This window comes from Rothia sp. HMSC065C03, assembly GCF_001837295.1.
GTDB lineage: Bacteria > Actinomycetota > Actinomycetes > Actinomycetales > Micrococcaceae > Rothia.
Genome location: NZ_KV832005.1, coordinates 14,101 through 30,370, shown reverse-complemented (window position 1 = coordinate 30,370; position 16,270 = coordinate 14,101). Strand labels below are relative to the sequence as shown.

Annotated in this window: 16 protein-coding genes; 13 read left to right on the top strand and 3 right to left on the bottom strand. The window is 59.5% G+C overall.

Annotated elements, in window-relative coordinates; genetic code table 11:
• Positions 1-81 precede the first annotated feature (81 nt).
• Positions 82-1,002 carry a tRNA (adenosine(37)-N6)-dimethylallyltransferase MiaA gene (miaA, locus tag HMPREF2605_RS04770; RefSeq protein ID WP_070847330.1) on the top strand — a complete coding sequence of 307 codons (921 nt, stop codon included), beginning with the start codon at positions 82-84 and terminating at the stop codon, positions 1,000-1,002.
• Between the two features lie 96 nt (positions 1,003-1,098).
• On the top strand, positions 1,099-2,034 hold the full coding sequence (gene dapF, locus HMPREF2605_RS04765) for a diaminopimelate epimerase (RefSeq protein WP_049355146.1): 936 nt from the start codon (positions 1,099-1,101) through the stop codon (positions 2,032-2,034).
• A 123-nt stretch (positions 2,035-2,157) separates the two neighbouring features.
• On the opposite strand, the gene HMPREF2605_RS04760 is transcribed toward dapF, so the two are convergent.
• Positions 2,158-2,781, bottom strand: a complete 624-nt coding sequence (locus HMPREF2605_RS04760) for a class I SAM-dependent methyltransferase (RefSeq protein WP_049345322.1) — start codon at positions 2,779-2,781, stop codon at positions 2,158-2,160.
• Positions 2,782-2,924: 143 nt separating this feature from the next.
• Here HMPREF2605_RS04760 and hflX point away from each other — a divergent pair, with 143 nt between their 5' ends.
• Both hflX and HMPREF2605_RS04750 read left to right on the top strand, forming a co-directional pair.
• Positions 2,925-4,637: a GTPase HflX gene (gene hflX, locus HMPREF2605_RS04755; RefSeq protein WP_070847173.1), complete on the top strand. Its 1,713-nt coding sequence runs from the start codon at positions 2,925-2,927 to the stop codon at positions 4,635-4,637.
• 6 nt (positions 4,638-4,643) lie between these two features.
• On the top strand, positions 4,644-6,716 hold the full coding sequence (locus HMPREF2605_RS04750) for an ATP-dependent DNA helicase (RefSeq protein WP_070847171.1): 2,073 nt from the start codon (positions 4,644-4,646) through the stop codon (positions 6,714-6,716).
• 232 nt (positions 6,717-6,948) lie between these two features.
• Here HMPREF2605_RS04750 and lexA read toward each other — a convergent pair whose 3' ends face one another.
• Entirely contained in the window at positions 6,949-7,623 is a 675-nt protein-coding gene (gene lexA, locus HMPREF2605_RS04745) for a transcriptional repressor LexA (protein ID WP_005507880.1), read from the bottom strand.
• A gap of 818 nt (positions 7,624-8,441) precedes the next feature.
• Here lexA and HMPREF2605_RS09270 point away from each other — a divergent pair.
• From HMPREF2605_RS09270 to HMPREF2605_RS04730, 3 genes are all read left to right on the top strand, one after another.
• Entirely contained in the window at positions 8,442-9,095 is a 654-nt protein-coding gene (locus tag HMPREF2605_RS09270) for a LysM peptidoglycan-binding domain-containing protein (protein WP_083324849.1), read from the top strand.
• A gap of 119 nt (positions 9,096-9,214) precedes the next feature.
• On the top strand, positions 9,215-9,976 hold the full coding sequence (locus HMPREF2605_RS04735; RefSeq protein WP_083324848.1) for a type 1 glutamine amidotransferase family protein: 762 nt from the start codon (positions 9,215-9,217) through the stop codon (positions 9,974-9,976).
• Positions 9,976-10,758, top strand: a complete 783-nt coding sequence (locus HMPREF2605_RS04730) for a HisA/HisF-related TIM barrel protein (protein WP_070847170.1) — start codon at positions 9,976-9,978, stop codon at positions 10,756-10,758. Before HMPREF2605_RS04735 ends, HMPREF2605_RS04730 begins: the two co-directional genes overlap by 1 nt.
• A gap of 230 nt (positions 10,759-10,988) precedes the next feature.
• Here HMPREF2605_RS04730 and HMPREF2605_RS04725 read toward each other — a convergent pair whose 3' ends face one another.
• On the bottom strand, positions 10,989-11,411 hold the full coding sequence (locus HMPREF2605_RS04725; protein ID WP_005507125.1) for a DUF1844 domain-containing protein: 423 nt from the start codon (positions 11,409-11,411) through the stop codon (positions 10,989-10,991).
• Between the two features lie 293 nt (positions 11,412-11,704).
• Here HMPREF2605_RS04725 and infC point away from each other — a divergent pair, with 293 nt between their 5' ends.
• The 6 genes from infC (at position 11,705) to HMPREF2605_RS04695 (ending at position 16,267) form a co-directional block, all read left to right on the top strand.
• Positions 11,705-12,406: a translation initiation factor IF-3 gene (gene infC / locus HMPREF2605_RS04720; protein WP_005507875.1), complete on the top strand. Its 702-nt coding sequence runs from the start codon at positions 11,705-11,707 to the stop codon at positions 12,404-12,406.
• Between the two features lie 197 nt (positions 12,407-12,603).
• Positions 12,604-12,798 (top strand): 50S ribosomal protein L35, encoded by a 195-nt coding sequence (rpmI, locus tag HMPREF2605_RS04715; RefSeq protein WP_004006287.1) that lies wholly within the window; start codon positions 12,604-12,606, stop codon positions 12,796-12,798.
• Between the two features lie 114 nt (positions 12,799-12,912).
• Positions 12,913-13,293, top strand: a complete 381-nt coding sequence (gene rplT, locus HMPREF2605_RS04710; RefSeq protein WP_005507127.1) for a 50S ribosomal protein L20 — start codon at positions 12,913-12,915, stop codon at positions 13,291-13,293.
• Positions 13,294-13,409: 116 nt separating this feature from the next.
• Positions 13,410-14,411, top strand: a complete 1,002-nt coding sequence (locus HMPREF2605_RS04705) for a TrmH family RNA methyltransferase (protein ID WP_005507128.1) — start codon at positions 13,410-13,412, stop codon at positions 14,409-14,411.
• Between the two features lie 101 nt (positions 14,412-14,512).
• Complete coding sequence (locus HMPREF2605_RS04700; RefSeq protein ID WP_005507873.1) at positions 14,513-15,433, top strand: cation diffusion facilitator family transporter; 921 nt, start codon at positions 14,513-14,515, stop codon at positions 15,431-15,433.
• A gap of 18 nt (positions 15,434-15,451) precedes the next feature.
• Positions 15,452-16,267: a DUF421 domain-containing protein gene (locus tag HMPREF2605_RS04695; protein ID WP_049345309.1), complete on the top strand. Its 816-nt coding sequence runs from the start codon at positions 15,452-15,454 to the stop codon at positions 16,265-16,267.
• The last annotated feature ends 3 nt before the right edge of the window (positions 16,268-16,270 follow it).

Below are 16,270 nucleotides of genomic sequence, written 5' to 3'. Positions count from 1 at the left end.
CTATAACGAATCATGCGCCCTGTTCCTCGGGCTCTTGCCGCCACCGCAAGTGGGGGTGAGGGAACCGGTAGAATGGGGCGCATGACTATCTCCGAAACTCTGCCCGTTATCGCTATTGTGGGCCCGACCGGCACCGGTAAGAGCGCGCTCGCCATTGAACTGGCTCTGCGCCTGAACGGTGAGTGCATTAACGCTGATTCTATGCAGTTCTACCGGGGTATGGATATTGGTACCGCGAAGGTCACCGCGGAGGAGATGCGCGGCGTTCCGCACCACCTGCTGGACATTATGGATGTGCGGGATGAGGCGTCCGTGGCGGAGTTTCAGGAGCGTAGCCGTGAGCTGATTGAGCAGATTCGTGGCCGTGGCCGCTACCCGATTCTGGTGGGTGGTTCCGGCCTGTATGTGCGTGCCGCCCTGGATAAATTGGAGTTTCCCGGCACGGATGCGCGGGTGCGTGAGCGTCTGGAGGAGCAGGCACGTACCGAGGGTATTGGTGTTCTGCACGCCCGCCTGGCAGAGGTAGACCCGGATTCGGCTGCGCGCGTGAAGGATGAGCGCCGCATTATTCGCGCCCTGGAGGTGTTCGAGGTGACGGGCCGCCCGTTCTCGGCGTTCATGCCGGTGCGCGAGTACGTGACCGAGAGTATTCAGATTGGTCTGGATATGGATCGTGCCCTGCTGCACGAGCGTCTGCACCGCCGCGTGGAGCTGATGCACGAGCAGGGTCTGCTCGATGAGATTCGCACCCTGAACGAGCAGGGACTGCAGGAGGGGAAGACCGCTTCCCGCGCGATTGGTTACGCGCAGTTCGCTCGCGCCCTTGAGGATGCGGACTACAGCGTGGAGCAGGCGATTGAGGATACGACCATTGCAACCCGCCAGTTTGCGCGCCGCCAGCTGACCTGGTTCCGCGCGGACCCGCGCGTGCACTGGCTGGATGCGCTCTCACCTACCCTTGCCGATGAAGCGGAAGCTATCATCCGCGAAAGCACCCGATAAGCCACAATAACGAGCCGCCGCCGAACAGATACCCCTTCGAACCGGTCGGCGCGGTAAAATCATAAACGGACAGGTCACCAACCTTAAGGACAGCATATGAGCGAGAACCCTTCCATCTGGGGCGAGCTGGCAGGCCTGACTCTCACCAAGGGTCACGGTACCGGTAACGACTTTATTTTTCTGACGGACGAGAACGCAGAAATTGCCCTCACCCCCGAGCTGGTAGCCCGCGCCTGCGACCGCCACTTCGGCATCGGCGCGGACGGCTTCATCCGTGCTGCCCGCAGCACCGCCTCCCGCGCGGGTCAGAAGTTGCTTGAGGAGCACCCGGACGCTGTCTGGTTCATGGACTACCGCAACGGTGACGGCTCTATCGCAGAGATGTGCGGCAACGGTGTGCGTGCGTTCGTGGAGTACCTGCGCACTGAGGGCCTGATTGAGCTTGAGGTGGGCGAGACCGTCAAGATTGGTACCCGTGCCGGCGTGAAGACTGTGGCGCGCACCGAAGAGGGCTACGCGATTGACATGGGTCCGTGGAGCTTCATCCACGGTGACGCTGCCCGCGAGGGCGGCGAGGACTGCCTGGTGTCTGCTCGCGGCCTGAAGACTCCGCGTGCTGGCCTGTCCATTTCGATGGGTAACCCGCACACCGTGGTGATGCTCGGCTCCGACGGTAAGCTGGACGGCCTGGACCTGCACAGCCTGCCGCAGGTGAACCCCGCCCCGGTCAACGGCACGAACGTTGAATTTGTGGTGCCGGTCGATGTGGATACTGAGAGCGGCACTCAGGTAGGCGCTATCCGTATGCGCGTGCACGAACGCGGCGTGGGTGAGACCCTCTCCTGCGGTACCGGTGCGTGTGCTGCGGCTGCGGCGACCCGTTTCTGGGGCGGAGAGGAAGCTCCGGATGAGTGGCTCGTGCACGTGCCCGGCGGTACCCTCGCGGTGACTTTCGTACTGGGCCCGGATGACCTGGAGCATGTTGTTCTGGCTGGTCCGGCGCAGATGGTTGCAACCGTCGTGTTGCGATAGTCTGCTGCGATAGCGAGCAGTCCTCGATAGAGACTTTGATATACAAAGCGGCGGGTGTTTTCTGAAACTAAACTCAGAAAACACCCGCCACTTTTACGTTTTTAGCAATGAGCGCCAGAGGCTTTAGTCCTCGTAGCGGTGCACCTGCAGGATACGGAAGCCCTTCGAGGTCGCATAGCGCGACACCTCAAACTCGCCGGGGTGCAGCTCCTCAAGCTGCGCGTCCATCCACTTCTGCAAAGAATCGGAGCCCAGGTTCTTCTGAACCACCAAGTAGGCGTCACCACCGGGCGCCAGGCGCGGCAGCCAGGTCAGCAGGATCTCGTGCAGAACCTCCTTGCCCACGCGAATCGGCGGGTTCGACCAGATGGTGTCAAAACGCAGTTCGGGGTCAACCGATTCGGGGGTTCCCACGGTGACGTTGGACAGGCCGAGAGCGGCGGCGTTGCGTTCGGTCAGGCTAATGGAGCGGGAGTTCACATCCACCGCGTGCACCTGCGCCTGCGGTGCGAGCATCGCCAAAGTCAGGGTAATGGGACCCCAACCGCAGCCGATGTCGAGCATGCGTGTACCCTGCGGGTCGGGTGCTTCCTGCAGCAAAATAGCGGTGCCCTTATCAATACCGGAGGGGCTGAAAATGCCGTTAGCTGTGGTGACGGTGACCTTGCGGCCGGCAAGCTCCACCTGCACCGGGCGGGGCTTGAATTCGGTCTCGGGGGTTTCAGAGAAATAATGCTGCTCGCTCATGCTATCCAGTGTACCGGTAGGGCAAGAACCCGCCGCACACGGGCAGAGAATGCACGGGGCAGGTCAGCAGCTTGCACGCCCTGAGCGCACAGACGACCGAACCCCCTACCTGATGCGGGCAACGGCGGTAGAATTAGAGTCGTATGAATTCTAAGAACATCCCCGTATCTGATACCGAAAAGCTGCCCAGTGATGAGCAGCTGCGCCGCACCGTAGACCGCGTTCTGGGCCGCTCCCAGGCCGCCGCCTCCGTCACGACGTATGACGCCGCCGGTACCGCGCATCACAGCGATAATTCTTCCAGCACTCACGGCAACAATAGCCGCCGTGTGCTGGATACTCGCGCGCGCGAAATTTCTGACGTTCAGCGCGAACATTCCGAATATGACGGTGACCAGGAAGACCTCGCTGAGCGCCGCGCACTGCGCCGTATCGCGAACCTCTCCACCGAACTTGAAGACGTCACCGAGGTCGAGTACCGCCAGCTGCGCCTGGAACGCGTGGTGCTGGCTGGTCTGTGGACTGAAGGCACCGTAGAGGACGCAGAGAACTCCCTGCGTGAGCTTGCGGCACTGGCTGAAACCGCAGGTTCCGAGGTTCTGGACGGCCTGGTTCAGCGCCGCCTCAAGCCGGACCCCGGCACCTTCCTCGGCTCCGGTAAGGCGCTGGAACTCAAGGACATTGTGGAGGCGACCGGCGCCGACACCGTCATCGTCGACTCGGAATTGGCTCCCTCGCAGCGTCGTGCCCTCGAAGACATCGTGAAGGTCAAGGTCATTGACCGCACCGCCCTGATTCTCGACATTTTCGCTCAGCACGCTAAGTCCCGCGAGGGTAAGGCGCAGGTTGAGCTGGCTCAGCTGGAGTACATGCTGCCGCGTCTGCGTGGTTGGGGTGCGTCCCTGTCCCGTCAGGCGGGTGGCCGTGCCGCAGCCGGTGAGGGTATCGGTTCGCGTGGTCCCGGTGAAACCAAGATTGAGATGGACCGCCGCCGCCTGCGCGCTCGCATGGCGAAGCTTAAGCGTGAGATCGCTGCGATGGCGCCGGCGCGTGAGACGAAGCGTCTGAACCGTCGCCGTAACCGCGTGCCTTCGGTGGCTATTGCCGGGTACACGAACGCGGGTAAGTCCTCCCTGCTGAACCGCCTGACCGATGCCGGCGTGCTCGTGGAGAACGCCCTGTTTGCGACGCTGGACCCGACCGTCCGTAAGGCTCAGACCCCGGACGGTATCGGCTACACCCTCTCTGACACGGTGGGTTTCGTGCGTTCGCTGCCGACCCAGCTGGTGGAGGCGTTCCGCTCCACCCTGGAAGAGGTCGCTGACGCTGACGTCATCCTGCACGTGGTGGATGCTTCGCACCCGGACCCGGAGGGGCAGATTCGTGCTGTCCGCGAGGTCATCGCGGAGGTTGACGCCCGCCATATCCCCGAGATCATTGTGCTGAATAAGGCGGATGCCGCCGACCCGTTCGTGCTGGAGCGTATGCGCCAGCGCGAGCCGGAGCACGTGATCGTTTCGGCGCGTACCGGTGAGGGCATTGAGGAGCTGAAGCAGAAGATCGCGGACACCATTCCGCGCCCCTCCATTGAGGTGAAGCTGCTGATTCCGTACTCGCACGGCGAAATTATTTCGCGCTTGCACGAGTGGGATGCCGAAATTAAGAGCACCGATTTCGTATCGGACGGCACCTTCGTGGTGGCTCTGGTCCGTGAGGACGTCGCCTCCGAACTGTCCGAGTATGTGCTGGAGGGCGACCTGCTGGAGGTCTTGGAAGAGGAACTTGCGGAGGCACACGCCCTGGCTGAAGCGACCGCTTCTGTTTCCGAGCAGCCCTCTACCTCCGAGGCTCTCTAGAGGCGGATGAGCGTGACCGAGAGCATCAACGCGCCCAAAAACGCCCAGGGAACTGCACCCGAACCGGCAACCGACGGCACCCGATTCACCGGGCAGGAGCTTGAGACCCTGCCCGGTGCGAAGGGCGCCCTGACCCTGCTGGATGAGGCGGTTGCCGCCACTGGCGGTCAGAACCGTGCCGGTCAGCGCACCATGGTGGCGCATGTGGCGCAGGCTCTTGAACTGCAGCGTCACCTGCTGGTCCAGGCGGGTACCGGTACCGGTAAGTCCCTGGGCTACCTGGTTCCTGCCCTGGCGCGGGTGGGGGAGTCGGACCAGCCGATTGTGGTTGCGACGGCGACTCTTGCCCTGCAGGCGCAGATCGTGAACCGCGATATTCCGCGTCTTCTACAAGCGCTGGAGCCGCGCCCGGAGTCGCAGGCGCAGGTGGCTCTGCTCAAGGGCCGCAACAACTACCTCTGCCTGCACAAGCTGGAGGGCGGCTACCCGGAAGACGAACCGGATGCTCTCTTCGACATGCCTTCTTCGACCTCGCGCGTGGGTGAGGAAGTGGTGCGCCTGCGCGAGTGGGCTGACCGCACGGAGACCGGCGACCGTGACGAGCTGAAGCCCGGAGTCTCTGATCGTGCCTGGGCTCAGGTATCGGTGAGCGCCGCCGAGTGTTTGGGCCGCCGCTGCCCGCTGGTGGAAGAGTGCTTTAGTGAGATGGCGCGTAGCCGTGCCGCTGAGGCTGACATTGTCATCACGAACCACGCCCTGCTGGCGATTAACGCTTTCGAGGGCATGAAGGTTCTGCCCGAACATGAGACGGTCATTATTGATGAGGCTCATGAGCTGGTGGACCGCGTGACCGGTGCCGTGTCTGGTTCTTTGACGGTTGCGATGGTTCGCCGTGCGGCGCGTAGCGTGAAGAAGCATTCGAAGGCTGATTCCGGTGCCCTGGAAATGGCTGCCGGCACCCTGGAGACCGCGTTCGAGGGTCTTGCCGAGGGCCTGCTGAAAGGCCTGGATGGTCGCCTTTTGACCGCTATTTCTGCGGTCAATGATGCCGCCCGCACCGCCCTGTCCGATACGAAGCCGGACGGTCAGGACGTTGACGCCGGCCTGCAGATGGCGCGCTCGCGTGTCTCTGAGGTACACGATATGAGTAGCCGCATTCTGGAGGCTTCGGGCGAGCAGGACGTGCTGTGGATTTCTCGTCAGGGTGGTTGGGAGAACGGCCGCTATGTGGCTGCTTCCGATACCGACCCGGCGACCCTGAACATCGCCCCGTTGAGCGTTGGCCTACAGCTACGTGACGGCCTGTTCGCTGACCGCACCGTGATTCTGACGAGTGCGACCCTGACGGTGGGTGACTCTTTTGACGTTGCCGCCGGTGCCCTGGGGCTACAGGGCGAGGGCGCGCCGCGCTGGACGAGCATCGACGTAGGTTCGCCTTTTGACTACCGCAAGCAGGGCATCATGTACGTTGCCGGGGATTTGAAGCCTCCGGGATTTGGTGTGCATGAGGGCCAGCTGGAGCGTCTGCGTGAGTTGTGCGAGGCGTCGGAGGGCGGCGCCTTGGGCCTGTTTTCCTCGAAGCGTGCCGCTGAGCGTGCCGCCGAGTACATGCGTGAGCACAGCGACCTGAACATTCTTCTACAGGGTGAATCTTCGCTCAAGGCTCTGGTGGAGGAGTTCAGCGAGGACGTTGACTCATGCCTGTTCGGAACGATGAGCCTGTGGCAGGGCGTGGACGTTCCCGGTGACTCTTGCCGCCTGGTGGTGATGGACCGCATCCCGTTCCCCCGCCCGGATGACCCGATTGCGCAGGCTCGTACGGAGGCGGTGAACCGTCACCGCGGTAACGGCTTTATGGCGGTTTCTGCTCACCATGCGGCGATTCGTATGGCGCAGGGGGCGGGCCGTCTGATCCGTTCGGTGTCTGACCGCGGCGTGGTGGCTGTGCTGGATTCTCGCGTGGCGACTAAACGCTACGGCGGTTTCTTGATGAAGGCGATGCCGCCGATGTGGTCAACGCAGAATAAGGCAGCCGTGATTGGTGCGCTGGCTCGTCTTTCGGCGAGTATTGAGCGTTAGCTCGGGCAGGCTCCATTCCTGGCTACGCCGCACCTTCTGCTTTGGAGATATCCGCTTTGGAAATATAGAAATCACCCCGGTGATACGTGAACGTTCACGTATCACCGGGGTGATTTCTATATAGAGCTAAAAGCCTCGCGGCTATGTCTTTTAGAAGCTGTGGCTGTTTAGAACCAGCTTCTTTTAGAAGCTGCGCCGTTGCGAGCCCGCGTCTTCTAGAGGCTGTGGTCTTCTAGAGACTACGCAGCACGGAGACGACCTTACCCATGACGGTTGCGCGGTCGCCCATAATCGGCTCGTAGTTGGAGTTGCGCGGCATGAGCCAGGTGTGGCCGTCGACCTGACGGAACACCTTCACGGTTGCTTCATCATCGAGCAGCGCAGCTACGATATCGCCGTTGTCTGCGGTGTGCTGCTCGCGGACAACTACCCAGTCGCCATCGCAGATTGCGGCGTCAATCATGGAATCGCCCTTGACCTTGAGCATGAACAGCTTGCCGCTACCGACCAACTGGCGGGGCAGGGCGAGCACATCCTCCACGGACTGCTCGGCGGTAATGGGGCCGCCCGCTGCAATTCGTCCAACCAGAGGAACGGGTACGAGGTCTTCATCGCCGACTTCGAAGTTCGGAAGCTCGGGCAGGGACGAGGAAGCGCTACCGTGGATGCCGACGCCGTTCTCATCCAGCACCTCAATGGCACGGGGCAGCTTGGGATCGCGGCGAATGTAGCCCATGGTCTCGAGGCGACCGAGCTGGTGAGTGACCGAGGACAGGGACGCAAGGCCCACCATGTCACCAATCTGGCGCATGGACGGCGGGTAACCCTTTTGTTCAATCTCGGTGCGGATCGCGTCAAGAATCTTCTGCTGGCGCGCGGTCAGCGCCGGACGGGGTGCTGTTGCCATTTCTTTTCCTTCGGTCTGTACTCCGGCCTTTGTATTCCGGTCGGGGCACGGATGGGTGCTTCACACGTTTTCTGATGGTGTCCTAAAAATTTTTGGTTCTGCCGAAATGGGTCTTATCTCGTCAGGGTGTGGAGGAATTCTATCCGTGCCGGAGCGATACCGGAGCGATACGCAGGCAACGAGTATGCGCCTCCGCCCTATAAAACTCAGCCAGCGGCACCTGCATTCGATACAGAACCAAGCTGTAACGGGTACAGAAACCTGCTGTGAGTAGGACTCATCAGGAGCGTGTGGAACGTCTCTTGACACCAGTGTAGAACACTACACCGAAAAACTCAAACAAATATTCTAGATTTTTTCTTCGAAACTCGAAGAAATTTTTAGTATATCTCTGCTAGACTTTAGAACAAGAGTTCGTATATACTCTTGAATCTCTCCTGAAATTCAAGATTTACGGGTGGGTGTTCGAAGAATATTCGAATATTCGACCCGGAGTCTTCCAGGAGAGGAGAGTGAATGAGTGTTCGAATGTATTCGAATCCTCTGCCTCTCTCTTCGCATGATCTACCTCGGATGCTCTAGGGAGCATCTGGCGAAGGGAGAGCGCAGGGGATGGGGTGCCGGGGTCACCCAGTGCGACCCAGCACAGCCCGGTGCATCCGACGCTCTGACCTAACTAGAGAATAGCTACCCAATAGTTATCGCCTAACAATCACCACTCCATAGTTATCACTCAACTAGGACCTCCGAGCGGGTATCGCTCGGCATTGCTAGACCCGCGGGGTAACCCCGGGGCGAGCTGAGAGAAAGGAACCACAATGACTACTGCAGCACCTATTGCTTCTCGTGGCACTTCTGCACACCTTCCGGCAGGTTTGGTGGTACTTCACCCCGCCCGCACTGCGTCCGCCAGCACCGTGTCCGCCCGCACCGTGCAGGGGCGTTCTCGTGTGCCTGCGTCTTCGCAGTCTGTTCGCTCTTCTCGTTCGGCTCATGCACCCCGTCCCGCGCAGGTTGCTCAGCCCGCCCACGCTCCCGCTGTTTCTGCCTCTGCTGCTTCTACCCCCGCCGTTTCTACTCAGACAGCTTCTGCGGCTCAGGCGCCTGGCGCGAAGAGTGCTCTTCTGACTAAGGGCGGCGAGCTTCTGCGCGCGGTTCCCGCTTCTATTCGTCGTCTTGGCACTGTGCGCGGTTTTCTGAAGGGCCTGCCTCTGCTGACTTTGGCGGCGCTGATTGTGCTCGGCGCTATTAGCTTCTTTGGCCCGGCGGCTTCAGCCTCCGTGGAGAATGCTTCGGCGACTCGAACCGTCGTTGTGGTCAAGCACGGCGAGACCCTGTGGGATATTGCTCAGGCGGTGGATCCGCACGGTGACACCCGTGATACTGTGGTTCGTATTATGGAGTTGAACTCGTTGACCAGCACCTCTGTTGATGCCGGTCAGCGTCTGGAAATTCCTCAGACTCAGCGCTAAGCATGGACCCGCGTGTGGTTGGCTTCTGCATGAGGTTGATGTCTTGACTCCGAATCCTCTATCTCTCAAGCTAGAGCGCTTGAGCCGAATTCTTGAGCCTATGAAATAGGAGCGCACCGATGCCTGTTCCCGTTGAACCCACACTCACCGAAATTGAATCTGCACAGGAAACTGAATCTGTACAGACTGCTCGTCCTGTGGTTGCCGTTTTGGGGGAACCCGGAACTCGTGGTGCCCTGGTGAAGCTTCTTCAGGATGCGGGGGCGGAGGTCATCGTGACCGCTGTGCCCGATCAGCTGCGTGAGGCTGACGGTATGGTGGTTACCGGCGGCGCGAGCTCTCTTGAGGCGTATGAAGATCTGAAAGCTAAGGACGCTGAGCGCGTGATTGGTCGCCGTGTTGCTGGCGGTCGTCCGGTGCTGGTTGCCGGTGCGGCACTGAGCTGCCTCTTTGACTCTATTACGGTGGTGCATCCGCAGATGGGGCAGGTTCAGGTGCAGTGTATGGGGGAGTGGCCCGGCGAGGGTGTGGAGCTTTCTACCCGCGACTTGGTGCCCGGTGTTTCTGCCCTGCGTTCTTCCTCCGATAGTGCGCTGCTCAAGGATCTTGAGGGCGAGGCTCACTTCAAATCTGAGCACGGCGTTTTTGAGTGGGCTTTTGATCAGAGCATTGAATATATTGCCCCTCCGGCGGTGACTTGGACTGTCACCGAGCCCGCCTATATCGCGGCGGTTGAGAACGGTCCGCTGACGGCGGTGCAGTTCTGCCCGGTAGGTTCTGGCGAGCTGGGTGCGGAGTTTATGCGCCGCTGGGTTGCGTCCCTGGCGGTGACCGGTCGCCTGTCTTCTGGCGACGCCACTACTGCTGCGGGAGGTAACTAATGTCTGCACCCGTTCTTGAACTTCTGCCCGCTGTTGATATTTCTGAAGGCTATGCGGTGCGCCCGGTGGGTGGCACCCTGTCCGGTGGTGAGCAGCGCCTCGACCCTGTTGAGGCGGCTCTGACCTGGGTGAAGGCTGGTTCTCGCTGGATTCACCTGGTTGACCTTGATTTGGCGTTTGGTCGCGGCACGAATACTGAGGTTCTGGCTGAGGTGGTTGCCGCCGTCCGTGCCGAGAATGCCCGCGGCTCCGCTCCGGTTCGTATTCAGGTCAGCGGCGGTGTGCGTAATGCTGAGAGTCTGGAGCGCGCCCTGAGCCTGAACCCGGATCGCGTGAACGTGACCAGTGCGGCTCTGGCGGATTCTTCCTGGCTTGAAAGCACTCTGGCTCGTTATGCCGATTCTGATCTTCTGGCTCTTGGCCTCGATGCCCGCTATAACCCTGAGCGGGGCTGGGTGACGGTGGCTCGCGGTACCGACTGGTCGGGCCCTGACCTGGCGGAGGCGCTGGCGTGGCTGGAGAGCGCGGGTGTGCGCCGCTATATCGTCACGGATGTGAGTAAGGACGGTTCTCTTGCGGGTCCCGGTGCGGAGCTGCTGGATGAGGTACTGGCTCAAACTGCTTGTCGGGTGGTGGCGTCCGGTGGTGTGGCGTCGCTGGCTGATCTTGTGAAGCTGCGTTCCATGGTGCTTTATGGTTTGGAGGGCGTGGTGCTTGGTAAGGCGCTGTATGTGGGCAACTTTAGTTTTGAGCAGGCTCTTGAGGCGGCTGGTTCCCGCTAAAGCTACCGTTCCTGATACATTGGGTGCCCGCTAAAGCTACCGGTTCGCGCTAGTCCGCTTATCTAGTCCGCGTAGATTTCTTATCCGCACAGGCTCGCACAGGCTTTATATGTGACGAAGCCCCGTCTTCCTCAGTACGAGGGAGGCGGGGCTTCGTGATGACATAAACCAGGGGCGGCTTAGTAGACCAGCTGGTTTAGCGTACGTCCTGGTTTAGTACACGTGCTGGTTTAGTACACCGGGCCGGTGAGCTTTTCGCCGGGGCCCTTGCCGGGCTCGTCCGGGAAGGGGGATGCTTCGCGGAAGGCGAGCTGCAGGGTGCGCAGGCCGTCGCGCAGGGGTGCTGCGTGCTGGGAGCCGATTTCGGGTGCTGCGGCGGTGACGAGGCCTGCCAGTGCGGTGATGAGCTTGCGTGCTTCGTCGAGGTCCTTGAGGTCGTCGGCGTTTTCGTCTGCTGCCAGGCCGCACTTGACGGCTGCAGCGCTCATCATGTGGATGGCTGCGGAGCTGATGATTTCGATGGCGGGTACGTCTGCGATGTCGCGCAGCTGTTCGTTGACGGCTTCGACCTGCTCTTCGGTGAGTTCGGTGTGGCCGTGTACGGGGGTTTCTTCTTCCGCGGTGAAGCGGAAGTTCGTGTTTTCAGTGCTCATAGTCTTAGAATCTCATATTTCGTTTGTTTCGGTAAATGCGTCCTTAAGAGTGGGTGCTTCTGTGGACTTTCTGGGGGAGTCTCCGCAATTTTTATGGTGTTTTGCGTCTATTTCCTTGCGTCTGTCGGGGATTCTGCGGTATGGTTGTAGGCAGTTTGCAAGTGGAGCATGCCTCCCACCCGGTTGACCGCCGCAGGCGTTTGTTTGCGAGTTTTGAGGTGAACGGGTTCGTCCGCCGCTTTCGGCGTACGCTGGTTTGTGCCTCCGCTTGTGTAACTGCGGGGGCTTTTTTAGTGCCCGCAACGGATAGTATTCACGGGGAAACCCACAGAGCACAGGAGCTAGTCATTAGCGAACCACGCATTAACGATCGTATCCGCGTTCCCGAGGTCCGTCTTGTCGGTCCCGGTGGCGAGCAGGTAGGCGTTGTCCCTCTGAAGGACGCTCTGCGTCTGGCTGAGGACGCCGAACTCGACCTGGTCGAGGTTGCCCCGAACGCGAAGCCGCCCGTGTGCAAGCTCATGGATTACGGTAAGTACAAGTACGAAGCCGCAATCAAGGCTCGTGAATCCCGCAAGAAGCAGGCTAATGCCGTTCTGAAGGAGATCCGTTTCCGCCTGAAGATTGATACCCACGACTACGAAACCAAGGTTGGACACGCTCGTCGTTTCCTTTCCGGTGGTGACAAGGTCAAGGCAATGATTCAGTTCCGTGGTCGTGAGCAGCAGCGCCCCGAGATGGGTGTGCGTCTGCTGGAGCGTCTGGCGGCTGAGCTGGCTGAGGTGAGTACCGTTGAGTCTCGCCCCCGTCAGGATGGCCGCAACATGGTGATGGTTCTGGCTCCGCTTCGCGGTAAGGCAGAGGCTCGCCGTGAGCAGGGCGCCGGCGGTCGCAAGGGTCGCGAGCGTATTGACACGACCAAGGCGAAGCCCGTAACTAATTCTTTGGCAGACGCTATGCCTGCCGAGTTGAAGGCACAGGCTTCCGCCGAGTAGGGAACCGGGTCGTCACTTTAGGATGGGCACGCGCCTCCACCGTTGGGTGGGTGTTGCGGGTTCACCCGGTGCCGGTTCCGAGGCACCTCGTTGGGGGTGCCTCACCTTTGGTCCTTGGGGCTGATGCGTGTATCGCTCAACCCCACTAAGCTACCCCGCCGTTGTGGCGGGGGATGAATGTAAGGAGAACGGCAGCTATGCCGAAGCAGAAGACCCACTCTGGTGCTAAGAAGCGCTTCAAGCTCACCGGTAGCGGCAAGGTTAAGCGCCAGCAGGCGAACCGTCGCCACTACCTGGAGCACAAGTCCTCTCGTCTGACCCGTCGTCTGGCTTCTGACCAGATCGTTACCGGCGGCCAGGCAAAGGTTGTCAAGAAGATGCTGGGTAAGTAAGCAACGCTTACTCTCTGCACCTGGCGCACCGATAGTGGTGCGCACTGATTAAAGACTCGCTCCTGTTCAGCGTGATATGTGAGCTGTTCAGGACATAAGACGAAGGAGACACACGTGGCACGTGTGAAGCGCGCGGTTAACGCGCACAAGAAGCGCCGTACTATTCTCGATCGTGCATCCGGCTACCGCGGTCAGCGTTCTCGCCTGTACCGTAAGGCTAAGGAGCAGGTCACTCACTCGCTGGTTTACAGCTACGACCACCGTCGTAAGAAGAAGGGTGACTTCCGTCGCCTGTGGATTCAGCGTATTAACGCTGCTTCCCGCGCACAGGGCCTGACCTACAACCGCTTCATCCAGGGCCTGAAGGCTGCTGGTGTTGAGGTTGACCGCCGTATGCTGGCTGAGCTGGCTGTTAACGAGCCCGCTGCTTTCAACGCACTGGTTGAGATTGCTAAGAACAACCTGCCCGAGGACACCTCGGCTCCCAAGGCTTAATTAGCCTAGGTTGTGTTCTTACCTCGAAAATCTAGGTTCGGGGTAGGATGCTTAAGCGTCGTGAGCGGCCGTCTGCACTTTGAGTGTGGGCGGCCGCTTTCTGCGTATCTGGGGTTGTGCTTGTGGCTGTTCCGTGTTTTTGGGTGTGCCTTTGCCTGTACCCTTTAAGAGTGAACTTTTTTGAACGTATTAGTACCCCCGTTGTGATGTCCAATCCGCAGGCAGATCGTGTCCGCGATATTGCGAAGCTGCGTACCCGCGCTGCCCGCACGAAGAAGGGCCAGTTCCTGGTGGAAGGCCCGCAGGCTGTGCGTGAGGCGTTGAAGGCGCATCTGAAGAAGCCGATTCTGGATGCTGTCTACGTTACGGAGGCGGCTTTTGACCGTCATGAGGATATTGCTGAGCTGCTGGAGCAGGTGTACGGCACTCCCACCCCGGAGGAGGGCCGCCGCGTCTTTATGCGTGTGGTGACCGATGAAGTGCTGGAGGCGATGGCTGATTCGGTGAGCCCGCAGGGTATTATTGCGGTTTCCTTTATGGTGGATGCGTCGTTCTCGCTGCTGTGGGGTGAGGGCGCGTTGAACCCGAAGCTGATTGCTGTGCTGTCTCGTGTGCAGGATCCGGGTAATGCGGGCACTATTCTTCGCGTGGCTGATGCGGCCGGTGCTGACCTGGTGATTACGACTAAGGGTTCGGTGGATTTGTATAACCCGAAGACGGTGCGTTCTACTGCGGGTTCGCTGTTCCATGTGCCGATTATTCAGGGCGTGCAGCTGGAGGATTTCGCGGAGGATGTGAAGTCTCAGGGTACTGCTGTGCTGGCTGCTGACGGCTATGGTGCGGTGAATCTGCAGGAGCTGAGTGAGTACACTGCGGCTCGTCGTGCCGGTGTGGAGGCGAGTGCCCCGTCCGGTGTGAAGGGTAATTTTGATCTTTCTAAGCCGACCATGTGGCTTTTCGGTAATGAGGCGCAGGGCTTGAACGCTGAAGAGAAGGCTGCCGCCACGATGCGCGTGGCTGTTCCTGTTTATGGTTCGGCTGAGTCTTTGAATGTGGGTACGGCTGCTGCTGTGTGCCTGTATGCTTCGGCGATGGCTCAGCGCGGCGTTTCTCGCTAGATTTTTCTAGGTTTTGGGCGGTTCGCGGCTGTGGCATAGCGGCGGGCCGCCTTAGCCTCATAGGTTTTAGAGTTTTAGTTTAGGGCTGAGAAAGGGAAAATATGTCTGCTCCTTCTGGTCATTCGGGTTCGGGCGCGATTATTGCCGCGCTGGGTGCGAATCTGGGTATTGCGGTGCTGAAGTTTTTGGCTTTTGCGCTGACTCGTTCTTCGTCGATGTTGGCGGAGGCTATTCACTCGGTGGCTGACTCGGGTAATCAGCTTTTGCTTCTTCTGGGCGGTCGCGCTTCGCAGAAGCAGGCTGATGAGGAGCACCCGTTTGGTTATGGCCGTAACCGCTATATTTACGCGTTTATTGTTTCGATTATTATCTTTGCCCTGGGTGGCTTGTTCGCTCTGTATGAGGGTTATGAGAAGCTGCATGACCCGCACGGTATTACTGAGTGGCAGTGGGTTCCGGTGGCTGTTCTGGTGGGTTCGATTCTGCTGGAGGGTAATTCGTTCCGCGTGGCGGTGAAGGAGTCGCGTGATCTGAAGGGCAAGCAGAGCTGGATGCGTTTCTTGCGTACTTCGAAGAACCCGGAGCTTCCGGTGCTTCTGCTGGAGGATGCGGGCGCGCTGCTGGGTCTGATTTTTGCGCTCTTTGGTGTGGGTCTGACTCTGTTGACCGGTAATGGTCTGTGGGATGCATTCGGCACCCTGGCTATTGGCGTGCTGTTGGTCTTTATCGCTGTGTTCCTTGCGGTGGAGATGAAGTCGCTGATTTTGGGTGAGGCTGCTTCGCCGGAGGATTTGGCGAAGATTCGCGCGGCGATTGAGGATGGCGATAGCGAGCGCATTATCCACATTAAGACCGTGCACCTGGGTCCTGAGGAGATTCTGGTGGCGGCGAAGATTCGCATTCATGATGCTGACACTGGTCGTGCGGTGGCTGATGAGATTGACGCGGCTGAGGTTCGTATTCGTGAGGCAGTTCCTGCGGCACGCATCATTTATTTGGAGCCGGATATTTTCCGGGCTTAGTTCTAGGAGATTTTTGTTATGACCGTTGAGATGATCGTTTATCGTTTGCTAAAGATTTTCGTTGGCCTGATCATTCTTTTGGTGTACCTGCGTCTGACTCACCGTTCTCAGGCGGGGCACCAGACCCCGATTGACACCATTGGTAATTTTGTCATCGGTGGTGTGTTCGGTGGCGTGTTGTACAGCGAGCAGATTAGCCTGTTCTACTTTGTCATCTACATGGTGTTTACGCTGTGCATGATTCAGCTGCTGAACGTGGCGACCACGAAGATTCGTTTTCTGCATATGGCGGTGCGTGAGCAGCGCGTGCCGGTCATTACGGATGGTGATATCGATATTAAGAGCTTCCAGCAGGCAGATGTGGTTCTTGATCCGATGCGCCTGATTGCTGACCTTCGTGCGCAGGGTATTTACGACCTGGAAGACATTGAGTTCGCTCAGATTGAACCGAACGGTGCGCTGAGCGTGATCCGTAAGGGTGACGGTGTGCCGAACTTTGCTCTGATTGTGAAGGGTAGCTTGGTCACTCGCGATATCGCGGATGCGCACAAGACCGAGGATTGGGTGTACCTACAGTTGCGTGCCGCTGAGGTCGAGCTTGAGGATGTCTTCCTCATGGAGTTCAAGAACGGTAACCGCCTTCTGATTCTGCTGAATGACGGCACTAATATTCGCCGTGAGGTGGCAGAAGCCTCGAATATGAATGATGAGGAAGAAGAGTGGCAGGAAGGCGTGGAGGAAGCTCCTGAGCCTGAGGATACTGAGGATGCAGAGAAGGAAGTAGCGGAGCACGCTGCTGAAGATGCGCATCCGATGAAGGATTCTAAAGCGTAGAAG

Coding starts and splice junctions, on each gene's coding strand:
- miaA (WP_070847330.1), top strand. CDS start 82: ATGACTATCTCCGAAACTCTGCCCGTTATCGCTATTGTGGGCCCGACC.
- dapF (WP_049355146.1), top strand. CDS start 1,099: ATGAGCGAGAACCCTTCCATCTGGGGCGAGCTGGCAGGCCTGACTCTC.
- HMPREF2605_RS04760 (WP_049345322.1), bottom strand. CDS start 2,781: ATGAGCGAGCAGCATTATTTCTCTGAAACCCCCGAGACCGAATTCAAG.
- hflX (WP_070847173.1), top strand. CDS start 2,925: ATGAATTCTAAGAACATCCCCGTATCTGATACCGAAAAGCTGCCCAGT.
- HMPREF2605_RS04750 (WP_070847171.1), top strand. CDS start 4,644: ATGAGCGTGACCGAGAGCATCAACGCGCCCAAAAACGCCCAGGGAACT.
- lexA (WP_005507880.1), bottom strand. CDS start 7,623: ATGGCAACAGCACCCCGTCCGGCGCTGACCGCGCGCCAGCAGAAGATT.
- HMPREF2605_RS09270 (WP_083324849.1), top strand. CDS start 8,442: ATGACTACTGCAGCACCTATTGCTTCTCGTGGCACTTCTGCACACCTT.
- HMPREF2605_RS04735 (WP_083324848.1), top strand. CDS start 9,215: ATGCCTGTTCCCGTTGAACCCACACTCACCGAAATTGAATCTGCACAG.
- HMPREF2605_RS04730 (WP_070847170.1), top strand. CDS start 9,976: ATGTCTGCACCCGTTCTTGAACTTCTGCCCGCTGTTGATATTTCTGAA.
- HMPREF2605_RS04725 (WP_005507125.1), bottom strand. CDS start 11,411: ATGAGCACTGAAAACACGAACTTCCGCTTCACCGCGGAAGAAGAAACC.
- rpmI (WP_004006287.1), top strand. CDS start 12,604: ATGCCGAAGCAGAAGACCCACTCTGGTGCTAAGAAGCGCTTCAAGCTC.
- HMPREF2605_RS04700 (WP_005507873.1), top strand. CDS start 14,513: ATGTCTGCTCCTTCTGGTCATTCGGGTTCGGGCGCGATTATTGCCGCG.
- HMPREF2605_RS04695 (WP_049345309.1), top strand. CDS start 15,452: ATGACCGTTGAGATGATCGTTTATCGTTTGCTAAAGATTTTCGTTGGC.